Annotated in this window: 27 protein-coding genes; all 27 read right to left on the bottom strand. The window is 30.3% G+C overall.

The window, feature by feature from the left end:
* Nucleotides 1-51: 51 nt before the first annotated feature.
* The gene (locus tag ACJDUH_RS09705) at nucleotides 52-513 is read right to left on the bottom strand and encodes an arginine repressor (protein WP_406764957.1); all 462 of its coding nucleotides are present in this window, start codon (nucleotides 511-513) and stop codon (nucleotides 52-54) included.
* A complete protein-coding gene (locus tag ACJDUH_RS09710) occupies nucleotides 513-1,364 on the bottom strand; it encodes an NAD(+)/NADH kinase (RefSeq protein ID WP_406764958.1) in 852 nt (283 codons plus the stop codon). The genes ACJDUH_RS09705 and ACJDUH_RS09710 overlap by 1 nt, the downstream gene beginning before the upstream one ends.
* A 19-nt stretch (nucleotides 1,365-1,383) precedes the next feature.
* On the bottom strand, nucleotides 1,384-2,196 hold the full coding sequence (locus tag ACJDUH_RS09715) for a TlyA family RNA methyltransferase (RefSeq protein ID WP_406764959.1): 813 nt from the start codon (nucleotides 2,194-2,196) through the stop codon (nucleotides 1,384-1,386).
* A 15-nt stretch (nucleotides 2,197-2,211) separates the two neighbouring features.
* Complete coding sequence (dxs, locus tag ACJDUH_RS09720) at nucleotides 2,212-4,101, bottom strand: 1-deoxy-D-xylulose-5-phosphate synthase (RefSeq protein WP_406764960.1); 1,890 nt, start codon at nucleotides 4,099-4,101, stop codon at nucleotides 2,212-2,214.
* Between the two features lie 182 nt (nucleotides 4,102-4,283).
* Nucleotides 4,284-5,153, bottom strand: a complete 870-nt coding sequence (locus ACJDUH_RS09725) for a polyprenyl synthetase family protein (protein WP_406764961.1) — start codon at nucleotides 5,151-5,153, stop codon at nucleotides 4,284-4,286.
* Nucleotides 5,154-5,155: 2 nt separating this feature from the next.
* Entirely contained in the window at nucleotides 5,156-5,377 is a 222-nt protein-coding gene (locus ACJDUH_RS09730) for an exodeoxyribonuclease VII small subunit (RefSeq protein ID WP_406764962.1), read from the bottom strand.
* Between the two features lie 12 nt (nucleotides 5,378-5,389).
* The gene (gene xseA, locus ACJDUH_RS09735) at nucleotides 5,390-6,601 is read right to left on the bottom strand and encodes an exodeoxyribonuclease VII large subunit (RefSeq protein WP_406765040.1); all 1,212 of its coding nucleotides are present in this window, start codon (nucleotides 6,599-6,601) and stop codon (nucleotides 5,390-5,392) included.
* Nucleotides 6,591-7,439, bottom strand: coding sequence for a bifunctional 5,10-methylenetetrahydrofolate dehydrogenase/5,10-methenyltetrahydrofolate cyclohydrolase (locus tag ACJDUH_RS09740; protein ID WP_406764963.1), 849 nt, complete (start codon nucleotides 7,437-7,439; stop codon nucleotides 6,591-6,593). Before ACJDUH_RS09740 ends, xseA begins: the two co-directional genes overlap by 11 nt.
* A 22-nt stretch (nucleotides 7,440-7,461) precedes the next feature.
* Nucleotides 7,462-7,872 (bottom strand): transcription antitermination factor NusB, encoded by a 411-nt coding sequence (nusB, locus tag ACJDUH_RS09745; RefSeq protein ID WP_406764964.1) that lies wholly within the window; start codon nucleotides 7,870-7,872, stop codon nucleotides 7,462-7,464.
* A 431-nt stretch (nucleotides 7,873-8,303) separates the two neighbouring features.
* Entirely contained in the window at nucleotides 8,304-8,696 is a 393-nt protein-coding gene (locus ACJDUH_RS09750; protein ID WP_406764965.1) for an Asp23/Gls24 family envelope stress response protein, read from the bottom strand.
* Between the two features lie 77 nt (nucleotides 8,697-8,773).
* The gene (locus tag ACJDUH_RS09755; protein WP_406764966.1) at nucleotides 8,774-9,253 is read right to left on the bottom strand and encodes a SpoIIIAH-like family protein; all 480 of its coding nucleotides are present in this window, start codon (nucleotides 9,251-9,253) and stop codon (nucleotides 8,774-8,776) included.
* Between the two features lie 58 nt (nucleotides 9,254-9,311).
* Nucleotides 9,312-9,956 (bottom strand): stage III sporulation protein AG, encoded by a 645-nt coding sequence (spoIIIAG, locus tag ACJDUH_RS09760; RefSeq protein ID WP_406764967.1) that lies wholly within the window; start codon nucleotides 9,954-9,956, stop codon nucleotides 9,312-9,314.
* A gap of 22 nt (nucleotides 9,957-9,978) precedes the next feature.
* Nucleotides 9,979-10,566, bottom strand: coding sequence for a stage III sporulation protein AF (spoIIIAF, locus tag ACJDUH_RS09765; RefSeq protein WP_406764968.1), 588 nt, complete (start codon nucleotides 10,564-10,566; stop codon nucleotides 9,979-9,981).
* 81 nt (nucleotides 10,567-10,647) lie between these two features.
* Entirely contained in the window at nucleotides 10,648-11,799 is a 1,152-nt protein-coding gene (spoIIIAE, locus tag ACJDUH_RS09770) for a stage III sporulation protein AE (RefSeq protein ID WP_406764969.1), read from the bottom strand.
* Nucleotides 11,800-11,809: 10 nt separating this feature from the next.
* Entirely contained in the window at nucleotides 11,810-12,193 is a 384-nt protein-coding gene (gene spoIIIAD / locus ACJDUH_RS09775) for a stage III sporulation protein AD (protein WP_406764970.1), read from the bottom strand.
* A gap of 9 nt (nucleotides 12,194-12,202) precedes the next feature.
* Nucleotides 12,203-12,400, bottom strand: a complete 198-nt coding sequence (gene spoIIIAC, locus ACJDUH_RS09780) for a stage III sporulation protein AC (RefSeq protein ID WP_406764971.1) — start codon at nucleotides 12,398-12,400, stop codon at nucleotides 12,203-12,205.
* A gap of 11 nt (nucleotides 12,401-12,411) precedes the next feature.
* Nucleotides 12,412-12,930: a stage III sporulation protein SpoIIIAB gene (gene spoIIIAB, locus ACJDUH_RS09785; protein WP_406764972.1), complete on the bottom strand. Its 519-nt coding sequence runs from the start codon at nucleotides 12,928-12,930 to the stop codon at nucleotides 12,412-12,414.
* 6 nt (nucleotides 12,931-12,936) lie between these two features.
* The gene (gene spoIIIAA / locus ACJDUH_RS09790; protein WP_406764973.1) at nucleotides 12,937-13,857 is read right to left on the bottom strand and encodes a stage III sporulation protein AA; all 921 of its coding nucleotides are present in this window, start codon (nucleotides 13,855-13,857) and stop codon (nucleotides 12,937-12,939) included.
* Nucleotides 13,858-13,980: 123 nt separating this feature from the next.
* Complete coding sequence (locus ACJDUH_RS09795; RefSeq protein ID WP_406764974.1) at nucleotides 13,981-14,385, bottom strand: CD1247 N-terminal domain-containing protein; 405 nt, start codon at nucleotides 14,383-14,385, stop codon at nucleotides 13,981-13,983.
* A gap of 90 nt (nucleotides 14,386-14,475) precedes the next feature.
* Nucleotides 14,476-15,033 carry an elongation factor P gene (gene efp, locus ACJDUH_RS09800; RefSeq protein ID WP_406764975.1) on the bottom strand — a complete coding sequence of 186 codons (558 nt, stop codon included), beginning with the start codon at nucleotides 15,031-15,033 and terminating at the stop codon, nucleotides 14,476-14,478.
* Nucleotides 15,034-15,193: 160 nt separating this feature from the next.
* Nucleotides 15,194-15,610: a hypothetical protein gene (locus ACJDUH_RS09805; protein ID WP_406764976.1), complete on the bottom strand. Its 417-nt coding sequence runs from the start codon at nucleotides 15,608-15,610 to the stop codon at nucleotides 15,194-15,196.
* Nucleotides 15,607-16,068: a hypothetical protein gene (locus ACJDUH_RS09810; RefSeq protein ID WP_406764977.1), complete on the bottom strand. Its 462-nt coding sequence runs from the start codon at nucleotides 16,066-16,068 to the stop codon at nucleotides 15,607-15,609. Before ACJDUH_RS09810 ends, ACJDUH_RS09805 begins: the two co-directional genes overlap by 4 nt.
* Nucleotides 16,069-16,071: 3 nt before the next feature.
* A complete protein-coding gene (locus ACJDUH_RS09815; RefSeq protein WP_406764978.1) occupies nucleotides 16,072-16,845 on the bottom strand; it encodes a hypothetical protein in 774 nt (257 codons plus the stop codon).
* A 1-nt stretch (nucleotide 16,846) separates the two neighbouring features.
* Nucleotides 16,847-17,251, bottom strand: a complete 405-nt coding sequence (locus ACJDUH_RS09820) for a hypothetical protein (RefSeq protein ID WP_406764979.1) — start codon at nucleotides 17,249-17,251, stop codon at nucleotides 16,847-16,849.
* Nucleotides 17,252-17,277: 26 nt separating this feature from the next.
* Entirely contained in the window at nucleotides 17,278-17,721 is a 444-nt protein-coding gene (locus tag ACJDUH_RS09825) for a prepilin-type N-terminal cleavage/methylation domain-containing protein (protein ID WP_406764980.1), read from the bottom strand.
* Complete coding sequence (locus tag ACJDUH_RS09830; protein ID WP_406764981.1) at nucleotides 17,718-18,158, bottom strand: prepilin-type N-terminal cleavage/methylation domain-containing protein; 441 nt, start codon at nucleotides 18,156-18,158, stop codon at nucleotides 17,718-17,720. Before ACJDUH_RS09830 ends, ACJDUH_RS09825 begins: the two co-directional genes overlap by 4 nt.
* Nucleotides 18,142-18,592: hypothetical protein (locus ACJDUH_RS09835; protein ID WP_406764982.1), on the bottom strand; the 451-nt coding region annotated here is incomplete at its 5' end. The genes ACJDUH_RS09830 and ACJDUH_RS09835, both read right to left, overlap by 17 nt.

The raw sequence follows: 18,592 nt of genomic DNA on the forward strand, positions 1-18,592 counted from the left end.
ATTCCTCATACTGCACCAAACAATTATTAATTGTTTGGCTCCTGGTATTCCTTATGTTTCCTGATCACTAATCATTTTTTTAATTTTTTGTACTAGTAAAATGCAAAGTTCTTTGCTTCTTGCAAGCACAAATATTGTATTATCCCCTGCTATTGTGCCTGCAACTCCATCAAAATTCAAAGAATCAATGGCTTCTGCTGCAACTTGAGCTGAACCCGGTATTGTTTTAATAACTATAAAATTTTCAACATTTTCAACTGAAAGAACTGTTTGACTAAAAACATTTACAAGCTTTTCCGATAAGAACTTTTCAATAGGAGATATAGATGCATATTTATATTTGCCTTCACTGGACAAAACTTTTATGAGTTTTAATTCCTTAATATCCCTTGAAACCGTAGCCTGAGTTACATCCATTCCAATATTTTTTAATTCTTCAGCAAGTTCTTCCTGTGTTTCAATGTCTTTAAAATTAATGATCTCTAATATCTTTGCATGCCGTGCAACCTTCATTAATTACCACCCTCACACTCTTTTGTTCTTAGAGTAATCTTTCTTCTTAATATATCAAAGTAATCATAACCTTCTAGCTTAATCAAGCTGCATTTTAATCGAGACATAGTCACTTCTATTTTGTCATTATTTTTAAGCTCATAGGATTGTTGCCCATCCACAGTTAGAAAAACACTTTCAAATTTTCTCTTAATTGATACATTTATTTTACTGCTGCCATCTACAACCAGTGTTCTCACTCCAAGAGAATGTGGACAAATTGGTGTGATAGACATTAGCTTTAAAGTAGGATACATTATAGGTCCTCCAGCAGACAATGAATATGCTGTTGAACCTGTGGGTGTTGAAATAATCACTCCATCTGCAGTAAAGGAGGCATAATACTTGTCATCTATATAAATTTCATATTTAGCCATTCTAGCTAAAGTTCCCTTAGCCACTACGATGTCGTTTAAACCTATATAGTTTTTAACATCATTCTCCTTTTCAATCTTGCAGTTTAATATAATCCTATCTTCAATTTTAAACTTTTTTTCTTTAATATTTTTAATTGCCTTAGCAAAATCTGTACTTACTACCTCAGTTAAAAAGCCCAAATTTCCTATGTTCACCCCTAGGATAGGAATATTGTACTTTGCAACTTCTCGGGCAGTGCCTAAAAGAGTCCCATCTCCGCCAACAGAAATAATAAAGTCAAGAAAATTATCTTTAATACTAAGTAAATTCTGGCTGTCTTTAAATATAGTGATTTTGGAATCTGGAATTATATTTTCAATAGTATTTGTAATGAAATTTAATATATCTCCATTAATATCTTTTTCAGTATTAACATTTATACCAATATTTTTCATAATTCCTCCAGAGTAATAATTAAGTTAATATCCCGTGAGCCATTTCTACTATTTTATCTATGTTATTTAAATCAAAGGTACTGTTTAAACTCATGTCTTTAGAAAAATATATCAAATATTCAATATTTCCTTCTGGTCCCCTTATAGGTGAAAAATCTAAATTCAATATATTAAGCTTTTGTTCAATTAAAAAATTAACTATTCCATAAATAACTTCTTTATGTGTTAATGAGTCCTTCACTACACCCTTCTTACCAACCTTATCCCTTCCTGCTTCAAACTGTGGTTTTATAAGTGCAACTACTTTTCCTTCATTTTTAAGCAAATTTATCACAGGTGGTATAACTTTTTTTAATGAAATAAAAGATACATCTATACTTGCAAAGTCACCATATTCTCCGATTTGTTCGTAAGTTACATATCTCACATTTGTCCTTTCAAGGCAAAGAACTCTTGGATCTGTTCTTAGTTTCCAGGCAAACTGACCGTATCCAACATCTATAGCGATAACCTTATTTGCTCCATTTTGAAGCATACAATCAGTGAATCCCCCAGTAGAAGCACCAATATCAAAGCAAGTTAAAGCTTTTAGGTTAAGTTCAAAAGTTTTTAAAGCTTTTTCTAATTTAAGACCACCCCTGCTGACATAAGGCAGAACTTCTCCTCTTATTTCTATTGAAGATGAAGTCGATACCTTTTCACCTGCTTTATCAACTCTTTGACCATCTATAAAAATTTGACCAGCCATTATGCTTGCCCTTGCTTTTTCTCTAGATGGAAACATTCCGTTACTAACTAAAAGTACATCTAATCTTTCTTTTGTTTGCGACATAGTGACCTCTCTAAACTATAATAATTTAATAATACTGTTTGTTATTCCTGATGGATCTAAGCCATATAATTTATATAGTATATCTACATTGCCATGGGTAATAAATTCATCTTTAAACGCAAGATTTATTACTTTTGTATTTTGATTTAAGGTTGATACATACTGAAGTACATAAGATCCAAGTCCACCATTAATAACATTATCCTCTAATGTAACTATTGAGTAATCATCTTTTACTAAATCTGAAATTAAAGCTTTATCAATAGGCTTTATAAAACATGCGTTAATAATTTTTAAATCAATTGGATATTGTAATAATCTTTCCTTTGCTAGTAAAGCGTGCTGAACCATTTTTCCTGCTGCTACTACTGCAATCTTTTTATATTGGTTATCTTTTTCTTTAATATCTCTATTATAGAGAACTTCCCATTTGCCTAATTTAATTTCTTTTAAGCTAACTAAATTTAATTCCCTATGGTCTCCACCTCTAGGATACCTTACTGCCACAGGAAAATTCTGATTCACAGCCCACTTAAGCATAGTATTTAACTCAGCTATGCATTTAGGTGTAATTATTGTCATATTGGGCATTGTTGAAAGATAAGATAAATCAAAAACACCTTGATGGGTTTCTCCATCTTCTCCTACAATTCCAGCCCTGTCTATTGCAAACACTACAGGTAACTTTTGTATACATATGTCATGCAGCAGCTGATCATAGGCTCTTTGCAGAAAGGTAGAATAGACTGCAAATACTGGCTTTAGCCCTTCGCTTGCCATGCCTGCAGCTAGAGTTACGGCATGCTGTTCTGCAATTCCTACATCAAAAAATCTATTTGGAAATTCTTCAGAAAAACTTGTAAGTCCTGTACCATCTCTCATGGCAGCAGTTATTGCAACTACATTTTCCTTTTCCCTAGCTATATCAATTAAAGTTCTTCCAAAGGCGCCTGAATAGGTTTCGCAGGAAGTAGACGCAGTCTCACCACTATCACAATCAAAAGGTCCTATGCCGTGAAATTTCCCAGGATTTTGCTCCGCATATTCATAACCCTTGCCCTTTTGAGTTACAACATGTATAATAACTGGCTCTTTAATGCTTTTAGCCATGTTCATAACCTTTGTTAGATCCTTTAAATTATGACCATCAATAGGTCCTAAGTATTTTAATCCCATATCTTCAAAAAGCATGCTTGGAACTATTACCTGCTTAATACCATCCTTTATTTTCTCTATGGAATTAGCCATACCTTTTCCTATGGATGGGATTTTTCTAAGAGTTGTATCTAGATCCTGTGCAAATTTATTATACTTTGGATCAGCTCTTAATTTGCTTAAATATGTTGAAAGTCCTCCTACATTTTTTCCTATGGACATTTCGTTATCATTTAAAATAATAATCATTTTACTTTTCTTATAGCCCACATCGTTTAAGGCCTCAAAGGCCATTCCTCCGGTAAGAGCTCCATCCCCTATAACTGCAACTACTTCATGATGCTTCTTATTTAAATCACGTGCTCTAGCCATACCTAAGGCTGCAGATAAGGAAGTACTGCTGTGACCTGTTTCAAATATATCATATTTACTTTCTTCCCTTTTAGGAAAGCCACTAATACCATTAAAATTTCTCAAACTGTCAAATTTATCTTTTCTGCCCGTTAAAATTTTATGGATATAAGCTTGATGCCCTACATCCCAAATTAATTTATCAAAATTAAAATCAAAGGCATAATATAAGCTTAGTGTTAATTCAACTACTCCAAGATTTGAAGCAAGATGTCCTCCTGTTTTAGAAACCTTATCTATTAAAAAGCTTCTTATTTCTTCTGCAAAACCTTCTAATTCTGCAAAAGACATTTTTTTTATATCTGCTATATTTTCATATTTATCTAAAATTTTGTACATAACATTTTCCTTTTTCAAATTATTTTATCATTCATCAAACATCTGTTTAAATAATGTTGGTATTCTTTTATAAAATTTATTATTTGCAAAATAATAAAAGCTACTAATACTTATATAGTAGCCTTATTATGGTATATTATATCACAATAAATTAATATTTTCAAAATATGCATAATTAATAATTAAAATTCTCTTCTAAGAAGATAAATAGATAAATCTTTTAAATCCTTAGTATCATAAGGAATATTATCTAATAGGCTCAAACATTCTTCTGTAAGGGAGCTGCACATTTTCTTGCATTCATTCAGGCCAAAGGTTGTAATAAAATTTGTCTTATTATTTTCTTCATCACTATGTATGCTTTTGCCTACTAACCTTTCATCTCCTATTACATTAAGTATATCATCCTTAATTTGAAATGCTAAACCTAATTTTTCTCCAAATTTATTTAATGTTTCTAATTCATCTGCATTGGCATTTCCGAGTAATGCACCAGCTAATATTGAAGCCTTAATAAGAGCTCCAGTTTTTTTGCTGTGCATATATAGAAGCTCTTCATAAGAGATTTTTCTTCCTTCACTTAAAATATCAACCACTTGACCGCCAATCATACCCTCTGCCCCAGAAGCCATGGATATCAAACTGCAAGCTTTAAGGGTCTTGTCGTCCTTTCCAAGGCAAAACTTAAACATTAAATTCATTGCCTCATTTAAAAGAGCGTCTCCAGAAAGTACTGCAATTGCTTCTCCAAAGATCTTGTGATTAGTAGGTTTACCTCTTCTTAAATCGTCATTATCCATACAGGGAAGATCGTCATGTATTAAAGAGTAGGTATGAATCATCTCAATTGCAGCAGCTACAGGCATAATATCTGAGTAGTTACCTTTAAACATATTATATGTTAATATAAAGAGCAGTGGCCTTATTCTCTTTCCTCCAATGCTTACACTATAATGCATTGCCTCATATATTTTTTTATTATAGTCATCACTAGAAGCAAGGCAGCCTTCCATATAGGTTTCTATTTCATTTTTCAATGCATTAGTTTCCATAGTTACTCCTCATTTAGTATAAAAATTTCTTCTTTGCCTTCCATAAGTATTTTGACCTTGCCTTCTGCTTCATTTAAGCTTTTATAAAGCTTATTACATAGATTAATGCCTTCTTCATAATATTTCATGGACTGCTCTAAAGTAAGCTGCTCACTATCCATAATATTAGAGATTTCTTCAAGTCTTTTCATCATTGTTTCAAAACTTTCATTTTTCTTAGGCATATTTCCCTCCAATTAAATATCCTTATCTGATAAGCACTGAATTCGTGCTAAGGTGTTTCCGTCTTTTAGGCTTATCTTCACTTTTTCCTTTGTTTTTAATACCGATAATTCACTTACAATATTGCCCTCTATGTCTTCAATTAAAGAATAGCCTTTATCAAGGACTTTAAGCGGATTATGAGCATTTAATATAGCATTCATTTTACTTAATTGTTCTTTGTCAGTTTGAAGTTTTGCTTTTATATTATGATTTAATTTATCTTTAAATCTATCTATTTGATTATATTGATTAATAATATAATTCATAGGATTATTTAATTCTAAAGTCTTATTTAAGCCATCAACTTTATTACTTAAAAATGTAAGATAAGAATTAATTGAGGATGATACTTTATTTTTATAGCTGCTTAGCATAATTTCTATCTCCTTAGAACTAGGTATAGCTAATTCTGCAGCAGCTGATGGTGTAGAAGCTCTTTTATCAGAAACAAAGTCAGCTATCGTAAAATCAGTTTCATGTCCTATTCCTGAAATAGTAGGCTTCTTAGAATTATAAATTGCATATGCTAAATTTTCATTGTTAAAAGCCCAAAGTTCTTCAATGGAACCTCCGCCTCTAGCTAAAATTATAAGATCTAAATCCTCTATACTGTTAAAATAGTCAATACCCCTTATAATGTCCTCACTGGCATTAAGCCCTTGTACTAAAGCAGGATAAAGCAGCATATCTGTGGAAGCATTTCTTCTTCTTGAAACATTAATTATATCTCGTATAGCTGCCCCAGTAGGTGATGTAATTACTCCAACCCTCTTTGGATACTTGGGTATAGCTTTTTTATGCCTCACATCAAATAATCCTAATGCCTCAAGTTTATTTTTTAATTCTTCATATTTAATGTATAGTTCTCCTAAACCAACTTGAGACATTTCCTCACAATAAAGCTGATAAGTACCATCCTTTTCATAAACAGATACCCTTCCTTTAACAATAACAGCCTCACCATCTTTTGGCATAAATTTAAGGGTGCTGGCATGGCTTCTAAACATTATACAGTTTATTTTACTGCTTTCATCCTTTAAGGAAAAATATATATGTCCACTTGAATGGAGTTTAAAATTTGAAATTTCACCTTTAATGTTTAAATTATTTAATATAAAATCAGAATCCATTGTCTTTTTTATATAATTATTAAGTGCAGATACAGATAAGGTTTTAATAAACATTTTTCTTAGAAGCCTCACAAGCATTTTTTATTAAAATAGTAGTAGTTAGTGCGCCAACACCACCAGGAACAGGCGTTATATATACATCTTTTTCAATTATACTGTTAAATTGTACATCTCCTGTTATCTTTCCTTCTACCATACTGGTGCCAACATCAATTACAACTGCTCCATCTTTTACAAATTCTTCAGAAACGAAGCCTGGCTTCCCTAATGCACATACTAGAATATCTGCATTTTTGCATATATCCTTAATGTTTTTAGTTTTTGAATGGCATATGGTCACAGTAGCGTTTTCCTTCAACAATAGCTGTGCAACAGGTTTTCCAACAATATTACTTCTGCCTATTACCACTGCATTCTTTCCTTCTATACTCACCCCTGTACTTTTTATAAGATGAATTATACTTTGCGGCGTACATGGAACAAAACATTCATCACCTTTATAAAACTTGCCCATATTAATATCAGTAAGTCCATCTACGTCTTTTTCAAAGCTTATTTTTGAAGTAACTACTTTTTCATTAATATGCTTTGGTAGTGGTAACTGTAAAATTAGTCCATCTACATCCTTTGAATTGTTTAATTCTTCTATAACATTTATTAATTCAGCTTCAGAAGTACTTTCTTCAAGCTCTATAAGCTTATACAAAACTCCTAATTGGTCACATAACTTACGCTGATTATTACAATAAAATATGGAACCTCCGTCTTTTCCAACAAGTATAGCAGTTAAGCAAGGTAGCCTTTTATTTTCTTCCTTTTTCTTTAAAACAAAGTTTTTAATTTCCTCTTTAAGTTTTGCTGCTTCTGCTTTTCCATCAATTATTTTCCCCATGATATAACCCCCTTGTATTTCCTTAAATATTTGTTTCCTTATTTATATTATCGAGAACTCCGTTGATAAATTGAAAAGATTTATCATCTGAGTATTTCTTTGCAAGTTCAATGCCTTCGTTTACTGAAACCTTATTTGGAATATCAGCTTCATACATTATTTCATATGTACAAATTCTTAAAATTGCTAAATCAATCTTAGATAATCTGCTTATTTTCCAATTTACTAAATATTTTTCAATTTTTTTATCTATTGCTTCGCTATTTTCTTGTATACCTTTAAGTGTGTTTGTTATGTATTCAAAATCAATTTCTTTTAGGTCCTCTTCAGTGTTTTCCTTATAGTTATCTAAAATGTCATTAAAGTTTCCCTTGTTTATTGACATTTCAAACTGCAGCGCCATGGCAATTTCCCTAGACCTTCTTCTGTTCATTTAATTTCCTCCTATTGTCGGAACACTGAGTAATTTAAGATTACTCACTCCCGCTCGCAAATTACTCGTTAAAGCCCATTTAGGGCTTTAACCTCCTATTGTCGGAACACTGAGTAATTTAAGATTACTCACTCCCGCTCGCACACTGGGTAGTCTAGCTTGCCAATTGCTCATCGGCAGACTACCCGTAGAAGCCCATTTAGGGCTTCTACCTCGTTAAAGCTCATTTAGGGCTTTTACCTCCTAAAACTGCTATAATAATACCAATTAAATATATTATTCTATATTTGAATTATTATCAAGTTAAATATTATTATACAATTATATAAGGCAACCTTCAATTATAATAAAATATTTAATAAAAATGGCACCCATATTTTATGACTTATTAAATCAATAAGTCTTAAAATATGGATGCCATTAGTAATTCATTATTCCTCTACTTCTTCTTGCTTTTCATCAGGTTTTGGAATTAAAACATTTTGAACATGTATATTTACAGCAGATACCACAAGCCCTGTCAAAGCTTCAACGGTTTTCTTTACATTTTCTTGAACTTGTTTACCTACCTCAGGTATTTTAAAACCATATTCAACAACTACATATAAATCTATAGCTGCGCTATTTTCTCCAACATTGACTTTAACACCCTTTGATAAATTCTTTTTGCCAGTTAATATTTGAGTTATTCCTCCAACAAGGTTTGCACTCATGCCAGCAATTCCTTTTATCTCAGCAGCAGCTAATCCAGCTATAACCCCAACAACCTCATCGGATATTTTTACAATACCCATATTCATCTCGTCTTGAAAATTCTCTTCCATTTCAGTACCCCCTTGCTTAAAAAGCAATAGTTTTATCTTAGGTACATTATATCAAAAGTATATTAATTTTACAAATACTATTGTTTTTGCTCAATTTCAACATCTTTTATTTTAGTTATTCCTAAAACTACATTTTTAATATCTTTGATTTGTTTATCAGTGAGCTTGTCTTTTGTTTTAACATAAACATTAACTTTACCATCTGATATTTGGCAGAAAGAATCGTCATAGCCTTTTCCTTTTAGTTGTCCTTCAATTTTTACTTCATTTTCTGTATTAGTTGTGAGTGCCTTTAATTGAGAGATCATCGCATCCTTATATTCCTTTGCAGCATCTTTGTCATCAATAATGGTTTGATATGTAGGCATCATTTTTGCATTAACTGTATCCCTGTTTAGTCTTTGTTCTGTATAAAAGTCCCCCTTATCATTTGCTGAAGCATTAGTAATTTCGCTAGAATCTACATATAAAGGGCTATTTACCCTTGTAGCAAGAACACCTGCACATACTATTAGTACTAATAAAGTGGCAATAATAAAAGCTTGTTTCTTATTCATTTTTATTCCTCCCATCAATCTTTCTAGTGAATTATATGATTCTCCATTATAATTTATTCTACTTTTTCATTGGGTAAACACTAACTTTATCAGCACCAATGTTGAATAATCTCGTTACAGCCTGTGTAATTTCTAGTTGTACAACCTTCTCTTTTGCCCCGTCAGCAACTACAATTACACCTACTATCTTTGGCTTGTTTGTTTTTATAATAAGTGGTGCACTCTTAGATCCATCATTTGTAACTACAACAGTGCTTCCATTATTGTCTTGAGTTGTATCTCTAGTGCCGCCGCTTGTGTCTCTTTCCTTTGTGTTGCTTTTAGAATCAGTAACATTAACTGCAGGAACTTGTTCTTCACTTCCATCTATGTTAAGCATAACTTTTACTCTTCCAACCCCATCAATATTTTCTAATACAGCTTTTAACTCATTCTGAACTGCAACTTCGTAATCATGGGTAGTTGTACTTACAGCTGAAATATCTTGATTTTGCTTATTTTGATTGCTAGCTGAAGTGGTTGCTGCACTTTTAAAAATATCTGTACCAAGAACAGCCAAAATACAAACTAAGATAACAGCTAAACATCCAATTAATAAATTAGGTAATTTATTTTTATTTTTTTTTGGCTCATTACTTTCAGGTGTATTAAATATTTTTTTAAGTTCATTATAAATATTTTCTAGAAACTTATGTATATCCATGGTTTACCCCCCCCTTTATTTTTCACAACTTGTAAATCTCTATAGCATCACTTTGTAGTTTTAATTCTTTGCTTAAAAATTCCTTAACTAGTCTGCTTCTTTCATCATTTAAAGTTTGCGAAGCCTCATTAATATTTCCTTTGGTACTAATAACAACTTTCTTAATTAAATCTATGCTCCCATCCTTAATTCCAACCTTAAGGCTTTTTATATATGCACTGTCATTATCATTTTCGTAATCTACTACAGCCTCAACTTTATAGGAATTATTCGGGAAACTTTCTTTAAGTTTATTTTCCACAGCTTTTTCAACGTTTAATTTAAAAGTGCTTAAGGTATTTGTCATAATATCCTTTTTATATTGATCCGAATTACCTTCATAACTTTTTTCATCCATATATGTAACCGCCTTCGTTACATATGTATTTATATCAAATTCCTTGTTAAACACCTTTAAAATAGGATTTATTAATACAGTTATTAATATGAGACCTAAAACAAACTTTACATATTTTCTAAATCCGTTATTAGGCAGCAGCATCTCAACTGCAGTCATGAAAATAACAATAGTGCAAATGCTTATAATCCAAGTTCTTAATTCTCCTAACATAGTTACACCTACTTACTTTAAAATTTTTTAGTATCATCACCATCCTTATATAATCATTTAGCGCATATTTATTAATACTACTTACCCACCTATCATCATTTTTCCCGCAGAAGCAATTATAGCTACCATTATAAAAAACATAGTTGAAACACTTATGACACAGGACATTACTAATAGAAGAGAATCTCCTACTGAAGAAATACAATCTGTAAGTTTGCTGTCACTAATTGGTTCTATTATTGCCGCGGTCAATTTATATAAAAGAGCCATTATTAATAGCTTAATTATTGGAAATATTACAATGGCTAAAATAATAATAAGTCCTAGTCCGCTTAATGCATTTTTAAGTAGCAAAGAATAACCTGCTACCGTGCTGACAGCGTCAGAAAAGGCCTTACCAACTATAGGAACAAAATTATCAATTGCATATTTAGCTGTTTTAACTGTTACTTGGTCGATAGTTTTAGAAGTAATTCCTCGAATGGTTAAAATTCCTATGAATACAGTAACTAATATACCTTGTGCCCATAGTGCAATTTGATTTAATAGTTTAGTTAATTTATCTAACTTAAATTCATTAGTTAAACTATTTACAAACTGAAGTACAAAACCCATAAATATAAGAGGTATTATTATGTCCACATAAAGTCGAATACTGATATTTATGGAAGCGATTATTATTGGATCCATCACTGCTGCTTCAGTGAAGCCACCTACACTTGCAATTAGCATCATTAGTACTGGTATTAGTGCTGACATAAAGTCAGCAGTTTGATTCATGGCATTTTTTGCAACTTCAACAGCATCGTAGAAACCTTTCGATACTAAAACTATAATTAATGCAAAACATGCAAAATATGCTATACTTGATAATCCATCATCACTAAATGACCTATTTAAGTTATTTAATAGTGCGCATATAATTGCAATAATAATTAATATAGACATAGTTTTAAAGGTTGCTGTTACTTCTTTGAACAGATAAGAAATAATGGCCTTTATGACTTTACTAGTAGTGAACTTTCCATCTCCTGTTTTCATAAACTCATTAACAAATTCTTTTGCATTTAAATCCTTTAAAACTTCATTTTGAGTTTTCATGTTTACAATATAATTGTATAAACCCTCAACCTGCGCTCCCTCACTTACTTGACTCCCTGCATCACCAGCGGCAGCTTGTACATTAAAAGGCAGCATCAGGATAATAAGTAAAACAAAAATTAATTTTTTCATATATTTACCTCTACATTATCTTTAGAATAGATTGCAATACTGCCATTAAAATAGGTATTGAAAGTCCTAATATTAATATTTTCCCAGCGAACTCCACCTTTGCTGCCAAGGTTCCTTCTCCTGCATCTTTGCAGATTTCACTAGCAAAGGATGCCAAGTATGCTATACCGAGAATCTTAAATATTATGTTTAAGTAAACATAATCAATATTTGCCTTTAGTGCTAATTGTTGAAGGAGTTGCAGTATAGCTGTGATCTTAGTCAGCATAAATAAGAATATTAGTATTCCAACTATTGTACTAATTTGCACTGCTAGTGCTCCATTCTCATGTTTAATGATAACGACAATGGATAAAGCTATAAATACAAAAGCTACAATCTTAACTATCTCCATAATAGCCTCCTAGAAGGTAAACATAGTTCTAACACTGCTGAATAATTGGGTTATCAGTGTTATCACCATTATTACCATTATTACAATTCCAGCCAAATATGTAACAGTTGCTATATCATCTTTACCAGCGGCCCTCAATATTTTATCTAAAATCATTACGAATACAGCAAAGGCCCCAATTTTAAACAATAAACTTATATCTAACACATTTCCACCTCCTATAACAATACAATTACAATCATTGCACCAATACTAAAACCCAAATACCGATACAATTTTAAATTTTTATTCATAGTTTCTTCAGCAATATTTATCCTCTTTTTCAAATTAACTTTTAAAAGAGAAAAAATCTTTCGATGTCCTTCTATATCCGATTCTCCTAGAGATTTGGATAAATCTAGAATTACCTTCAAATCATCTGAATTTAAGTTAAGAGAATTAGCCTCATATTCTAAGCACTTTTTAAAAGCATTATATACGCTGTCAACTTCATTTTTGTATAGAAGCTTGGATATTTTCTCAAAGATTTCTTTTACTGGACTCTCGCTTTTCTCTGATACACTATAAAGAGCTTCAGGAAGAGGTGTATGTGTATATTCAATTTCATTTTCTAATTGACCTAAGGATCTCTCAAATTCATTTAGCTGCTTTACTCTTTTTCTAAAACCCTCTGCATAGACAAAACCAGCTATTGTAGAGGTAGCTAATATAATAAAACAACTTAAAAATTTAATCATATTATCTTATCTCCTCCATTGTTTTTCCTGTTTTTCAAAATCATAAATGTACTCTATTGTGCCGACACCATTTTCAGCACTTAAAATAACTGCTTTCTTGAATATATGGTTGTCCATTATTTCATTAAAAACCATTCTATTGTATAAATCCTCTATTCCATAACCGTGTATTGTTGTTATGATTTTAACTCCAGAGTTTATTGCCATTAGGATACTTTCCATATCCTTATTGGTTCCAATTTCATCACAAACAATAACTTCTGGAGCCATACTTCTGATTGCCATCATAATTCCATCTGCTTTTGGACAATTATCTAAAACGTCAGTGCGAAGACCTAAATTCATTTGAGGAATACCATTATATGAGCTGCTAATTTCACTTCTCTCATCAATTACACATACTTTTTTGCCTTTGAGTCCTAGCCTTACCATGCCATCAGATAAATTTCTTGCAATATCGCGAAGCATAGTTGTTTTACCGCACCTTGGAGGAGATATAATAACTGTATTTGAAACTTGATTTTTATTAACTATAAAAGGCATTACTTTGCTAGAACACCCCAATATTTCATGACAAACTCTAATGTTTAATGAGCCTAAACTTTTTATTGTTTTAACTTTATTATTTTCAATTATGCAGCTTCCACACAAACCTACTCGATGCCCTCCCTTAATGGTTAAATACCCCTGCTTGATTTCTTCATCAAAGGCATAAATCGAATAATTGCTTATGTGCTTAAGTACTTCCCTAATATCCTGTGTTAAAACAGTATAATCAGTAATAATTTCATCACTGCTTATTTGTAAAATTAAGGGCTTGTTTGCCTTCATTCTAATTTCTTGCAGTCCATCTTCATATTTAAAACCCTTAATAATCTTTGCTATGCCTTCAGGAAGTACTTCTAAAACTTCTTTAGTATTGTTCATCTTTCATCCTCCTTTCATATATAATTCCTATTTAAATTTTCTTGAAATTATTCCATTAAATTAAAATAAAAATGAGCATAAAAAAAAAAGCATAGGAGCAAAAACCCATGCTTTAGTTATCTATTATTCCTGAGTACATTCAACTAGAGGAATTTCTTTATGGCAATTTGGACAAGATATTTCTTCATTACAATTGCAGATGTCAGTATCTATGTATACTGTCTCACCACAGTGTGGACACTCAATGTTAATGTAGTTTTCGCAATCATCTTCATCATAGCTGTCATAGTCATCTTCATCTTCATCATAATAAAATTCTTCTTCAAGATCGCTTAGATCTTCATCGATTGTATCTACATAATCTTCCATCTCATTTTGAGCTTCTTTTAAAAATTCAATTTCATTTGCCATATCCTTTAAGATGCTAGCAATTTCTGTAATAATCTTTCCTTCATTTGTAGCCTTATCAATTGCCATTCCTTCAATCATCCCACTTAGAAAGGAAACTCTTGATAATAATGGTTCCATAAAAAACACATCCTTTTAAATAAATTTAATAAATATGCAGTATAAAATAAATTTATACTGCATCAATTTAAAGCTATTTAGTATTATGGACTAAACTCTCTCCATATATTCACCAGTTCTAGTATCTATTCTTATAACTTCCCCTTCATTTACAAAAAGAGGAACCATAACTGTAGCTCCAGTTTCAACTGTAGCTGGCTTTCCTGTGTTTGTTGCTGTATTTCCTTTTGCACCTGGTTCTGTATAAGTTATTAATAATTCTACAAAGTTAGGTGCTTCAACAGAGAAAGCCTCTCCTTTATAAAATTTAATAACAGCAAACATATTTTCTTTTAAGAACTTTATTGCTTCTTCTACTTTTTCAAGATTTAATGGAATCTGTTCAAAATTTTCAGGATCCATGAAATAGTAAAGTTCTCCATCACAATATAAATACTGCATTTCTTTTCTTTCGATAACAGCTTCTTGAAGCTTATCAGTTGGGTTGAAGGTTCTATCTGTTACTCCACCTTGAATAACATTTCTTAACTTAGTTCTTACGAAAGCTGCGCCTTTACCTGGTTTTACATGTAAAAATTCGATTACTGTGAAAACTTGTCCATCTAATTCAAAAGTTGTACCTTTTCTTATATCTCCTGCTGATATCATTAAATATCCCTCCAAAAACTATTAATTAGTTTATATTATAACCCTTTCAGGTAAATTAATACCGAACCTAATTTTACGATATGACCAATGATATTTTATCAAAAGTTATGATTTTTTGCAAATATTATTATTAATTTTTTCACTATGTTTAAAAAATATTCTATCTATTTTTTATTAGAACTAAATCAAAGTTAATGGATTGATTAACTTTATTAGCATTTTCAATTTTTAAATTTTCTAAATTAACATAGTTTTCCTTTCCTTTAAAGTCATCAATAACTTTTATGAAGCTTGTAATATCACCTTTATAATTAAATTCAACTTTAAGAAGTTTTTTACTTTCTTCATTATTATTAAAATTTTTAATATAAAGGTTTGGTACTTTTGATACCATATCCAAAATCTCGCTATAGCCATATACTTTAATGTTTTTTGAAGTTGAATTTGTAGGTTGTATATTTTTACCTTTATTTAAGATACTTATTTTAATTGATCTTATATTTAATAAAACAAGTATGCTAATTATAATTAAGAATAAAGCGCATATTAGTTTGTAATGTTTAAGCTTTTCACTCATTTCTTTACCTCTAAAGTTATTTTAAAACTATATTTGTTATTGTTTTCCTCTATTGAAGATAAATATTTTATTTTGTATTTACTTGAACCTTCAAGTGTATTAACAATATCATTGAATGTATTCCTCTGCCCAGTTAGGACATCCAGTTTAATTTCACTATTATTTACTTCAATATTATTAAATACAATATTATTACTTGTACCTGTATAAAATTCAATGAAGTTATTAATAGTATCAAATTGTTGAGATTTACTTTCTTCCCTTGTGCTGCTAGCCTTTGCTTTTTTTAAATTTATGTTCTTTTCATATTGTTTATTTAAATTATTAAAATACATTAAAGCTAAAAAAAATGAGAGGCTCATAAGCCAAAGTATACAAACAGTTATTTTATATTTTTGTAATTTGTATCTTAACTCTACTTCTTGAAATTTTACTGATAGAAATTTTATGTTTTCCAATACTTATCTCCTATTAGTTCTCTTACATTTACTTGTTCTTATATATTTAATTAATTCCTTTTCACTAACAAGACCTAAATTACTTATATAGCATCCTTCCACATATTCATCGCAGTTCACTTCAAATCCTATATTTGCGGCATAAATAATTTTTGTCACAATACCATTATTAATTCTGCAGCTTTCCATAAATTCAAATATTGCCTCACTTAATTTCTTTTCATCATTCCATGGGATTACATCATTAAATATAAGTTTTTTATTTAAACAAAATAAAAGATAAAGCTTATCTTTGTAAATAAAGACAAAAATAAAATTTCTATGGGTAATAGCCTCATTAAAGTACCCTAAGAAACAAAATTGTATTAAGTAAACAGCTTCTATGCTGCTATTTTTAAGTATATATTTTTCAACTTTTTTAATCTTTCCTTCATTGGAAGAGAAAATAGCAAGATCAAGATTATTTCCATTATCCTTTAAAATCGAATAGTTAAAATATATTTTATCCGCATTATTATAGGAATTTGATAATTCATCAATTATGAGTTTATATAAATAGCTGCTTCTTAATTTTGGAAGTGTAATTTCCCTTATTTTTATTTTTTCTCCCTCAATAACTATATAAACCTTCCTGCTGCTTAAGCAAAACTGGGATTCCTTTAATAAATTAAGAACATACTCATCATTTCTTAAAGACCAATTTAAAAGCCTGGGATAAAAATCATGTTTTATTAAGTAATTATCTCCTAATTCAATTAAACAATTTTGCTTTAACATTTTACTCAATTGCCCCCTCAATATATTGTGAATTTATGTATATAAGACTCACTTTGCCTTGAATTATTTTATAATCATATAAATCCTTTCGACAGTATTTATTTTCATAAATACTTTCATAAAATATCCTATTAGTTGAAATATCATATTTTATACAGGCTCTATTATCCTCTGTTCTGAAATACATTTTAGAATTAGAAAGGAAATTTTTTAGATTATTTATATTAAGTTCAGTTACGTTAGTATTAATACTTTTATAAAGCTTAGTAAACAAAACCTCTCTATTATCCTCATATTCCATTTCTTTTAAAATATAATCTTTATAACTTAAGGCATTTTTGGTTACTTTAATTTCTAGTTGAAATATAAAAAGGACTATTAACATACATAAAAAACAAAGAATCATAGTATACACTAAGGTATAACCCTTTTTTACTGCTCTAAATTTATTCCAAAACATCTCTCATATCTTTCTCCGTCATTTATTGTAATAGAAACATATATAGTATTGTACTTTTGAAATACACTGAAGTTATTTACATTGGTTAATATATTATTTGTGGCTAAGTAAGTACCACTTTTGTAGTGTGCTATTGTTAAGTTACCTGCGCCATTATATTTTATAGTCTTTTTTGTAATTCCATCAGGATACTTAACTTCAATTACATTATTACTGGCACTTACATTTTTTGAGTTTCTAATTTCATTTTGGATGAACATAAGGGCTTCCGAGGTATAGTAGTAGTTTCTATTATATCTAGAGTTCTCATTATATAAGGAATTATATTTTAGATAAAAAGAGGAAACTAAAGCCGATACAATACTTGCAATGGCAAGAGCTATTAATAATTCTAATAATGTTAAGCCCTTTTTCATAGATAATTTCCCTTATTAAATTCACATATTATAATTTCCTCTTTATTTAACTTGACATGAATCTCCATATGTATTTTAAGAACCTCACCCTCTACCATTCCTAAGGCCAGATATGTATTACTATTATCACAACTCTCAGCAAATATTTGGTTTAAATTGTTGCTTCTAATACTGCTTATATTTAGCATATCCTTATTAACATATCTCTTGTTTGAGCTATAAATATCTTTAATATAATCGTAGGAATAGTTATATAGAATTTCTTGCTTAAGCGCCTCAAGTACACTGCTATATTCTAGAATTTCCTTGTTGTATTCCCTAAGTCTTAAATTATTTAATTGGATGGTAATTATACTAATTGACATAATTGAGAAAATACTCATAGCACACAATTGTTCTAGGAGTGAAAATCCCTTTTTCTTATTTGACTTCAACATATCCAGCCCCTACATTAATAGTTATAAGATAAATCTTGTTATTAATATCTCTAATTCGTATAGTTCCCGCATCACTTGTAATACCAAACTTATCAATGTTTATCCTATTTAAATTAGTATTTATGCTTTCAATTTTAATATCATCTGGCAACATAAAACCATCTATTGCTCTATTAGTGCTATAAAACCAAACTCCATTTTTCTCTAAATCAAATAATACAAAGCCGGACTTTTCTTTCTCTCTGCAATACTGCTTCCCTGAATTTATTACTCCTAAAATAGAACTTTCTGTCATATTTAAATCAACTTCATTTTTTATTTGATTGTATTTTGATATGCCAAGAAGACTAATACTAGTGTTCAATACTAATAAAGTCCTTCCGCCCCCACCCCTCCTAACCCTTGCAAGCACTACATCCATAATTTCCCAGGTA

This window comes from Candidatus Clostridium radicumherbarum (genome assembly GCF_045310525.1).
In the GTDB taxonomy this organism is placed as follows: Bacteria; Bacillota; Clostridia; order Clostridiales; family Clostridiaceae; genus Clostridium_AT; species Clostridium_AT radicumherbarum.

What these genes read in the sequence shown, in the direction of transcription:
- ACJDUH_RS09705 (WP_406764957.1), bottom strand. Translation starts at nt 513, where the DNA reads ATGAAGGTTGCACGGCATGCAAAGATATTAGAGATCATTAATTTTAAA.
- ACJDUH_RS09710 (WP_406764958.1), bottom strand. Translation starts at nt 1,364, where the DNA reads ATGAAAAATATTGGTATAAATGTTAATACTGAAAAAGATATTAATGGA.
- ACJDUH_RS09715 (WP_406764959.1), bottom strand. Translation starts at nt 2,196, where the DNA reads ATGTCGCAAACAAAAGAAAGATTAGATGTACTTTTAGTTAGTAACGGA.
- dxs (WP_406764960.1), bottom strand. Translation starts at nt 4,101, where the DNA reads ATGTACAAAATTTTAGATAAATATGAAAATATAGCAGATATAAAAAAA.
- ACJDUH_RS09725 (WP_406764961.1), bottom strand. Translation starts at nt 5,153, where the DNA reads ATGGAAACTAATGCATTGAAAAATGAAATAGAAACCTATATGGAAGGC.
- ACJDUH_RS09730 (WP_406764962.1), bottom strand. Translation starts at nt 5,377, where the DNA reads ATGCCTAAGAAAAATGAAAGTTTTGAAACAATGATGAAAAGACTTGAA.
- xseA (WP_406765040.1), bottom strand. Translation starts at nt 6,601, where the DNA reads ATGTTTATTAAAACCTTATCTGTATCTGCACTTAATAATTATATAAAA.
- ACJDUH_RS09740 (WP_406764963.1), bottom strand. Translation starts at nt 7,439, where the DNA reads ATGGGGAAAATAATTGATGGAAAAGCAGAAGCAGCAAAACTTAAAGAG.
- nusB (WP_406764964.1), bottom strand. Translation starts at nt 7,872, where the DNA reads ATGAACAGAAGAAGGTCTAGGGAAATTGCCATGGCGCTGCAGTTTGAA.
- ACJDUH_RS09750 (WP_406764965.1), bottom strand. Translation starts at nt 8,696, where the DNA reads ATGGAAGAGAATTTTCAAGACGAGATGAATATGGGTATTGTAAAAATA.
- ACJDUH_RS09755 (WP_406764966.1), bottom strand. Translation starts at nt 9,253, where the DNA reads ATGAATAAGAAACAAGCTTTTATTATTGCCACTTTATTAGTACTAATA.
- spoIIIAG (WP_406764967.1), bottom strand. Translation starts at nt 9,956, where the DNA reads ATGGATATACATAAGTTTCTAGAAAATATTTATAATGAACTTAAAAAA.
- spoIIIAF (WP_406764968.1), bottom strand. Translation starts at nt 10,566, where the DNA reads ATGTTAGGAGAATTAAGAACTTGGATTATAAGCATTTGCACTATTGTT.
- spoIIIAE (WP_406764969.1), bottom strand. Translation starts at nt 11,799, where the DNA reads ATGAAAAAATTAATTTTTGTTTTACTTATTATCCTGATGCTGCCTTTT.
- spoIIIAD (WP_406764970.1), bottom strand. Translation starts at nt 12,193, where the DNA reads ATGGAGATAGTTAAGATTGTAGCTTTTGTATTTATAGCTTTATCCATT.
- spoIIIAB (WP_406764972.1), bottom strand. Translation starts at nt 12,930, where the DNA reads ATGATTAAATTTTTAAGTTGTTTTATTATATTAGCTACCTCTACAATA.
- spoIIIAA (WP_406764973.1), bottom strand. Translation starts at nt 13,857, where the DNA reads ATGAACAATACTAAAGAAGTTTTAGAAGTACTTCCTGAAGGCATAGCA.
- ACJDUH_RS09795 (WP_406764974.1), bottom strand. Translation starts at nt 14,385, where the DNA reads ATGGAACCATTATTATCAAGAGTTTCCTTTCTAAGTGGGATGATTGAA.
- efp (WP_406764975.1), bottom strand. Translation starts at nt 15,033, where the DNA reads ATGATATCAGCAGGAGATATAAGAAAAGGTACAACTTTTGAATTAGAT.
- ACJDUH_RS09805 (WP_406764976.1), bottom strand. Translation starts at nt 15,610, where the DNA reads ATGAGTGAAAAGCTTAAACATTACAAACTAATATGCGCTTTATTCTTA.
- ACJDUH_RS09815 (WP_406764978.1), bottom strand. Translation starts at nt 16,845, where the DNA reads ATGTTAAAGCAAAATTGTTTAATTGAATTAGGAGATAATTACTTAATA.
- ACJDUH_RS09820 (WP_406764979.1), bottom strand. Translation starts at nt 17,251, where the DNA reads ATGATTCTTTGTTTTTTATGTATGTTAATAGTCCTTTTTATATTTCAA.
- ACJDUH_RS09825 (WP_406764980.1), bottom strand. Translation starts at nt 17,721, where the DNA reads ATGAAAAAGGGCTTAACATTATTAGAATTATTAATAGCTCTTGCCATT.
- ACJDUH_RS09830 (WP_406764981.1), bottom strand. Translation starts at nt 18,158, where the DNA reads ATGTTGAAGTCAAATAAGAAAAAGGGATTTTCACTCCTAGAACAATTG.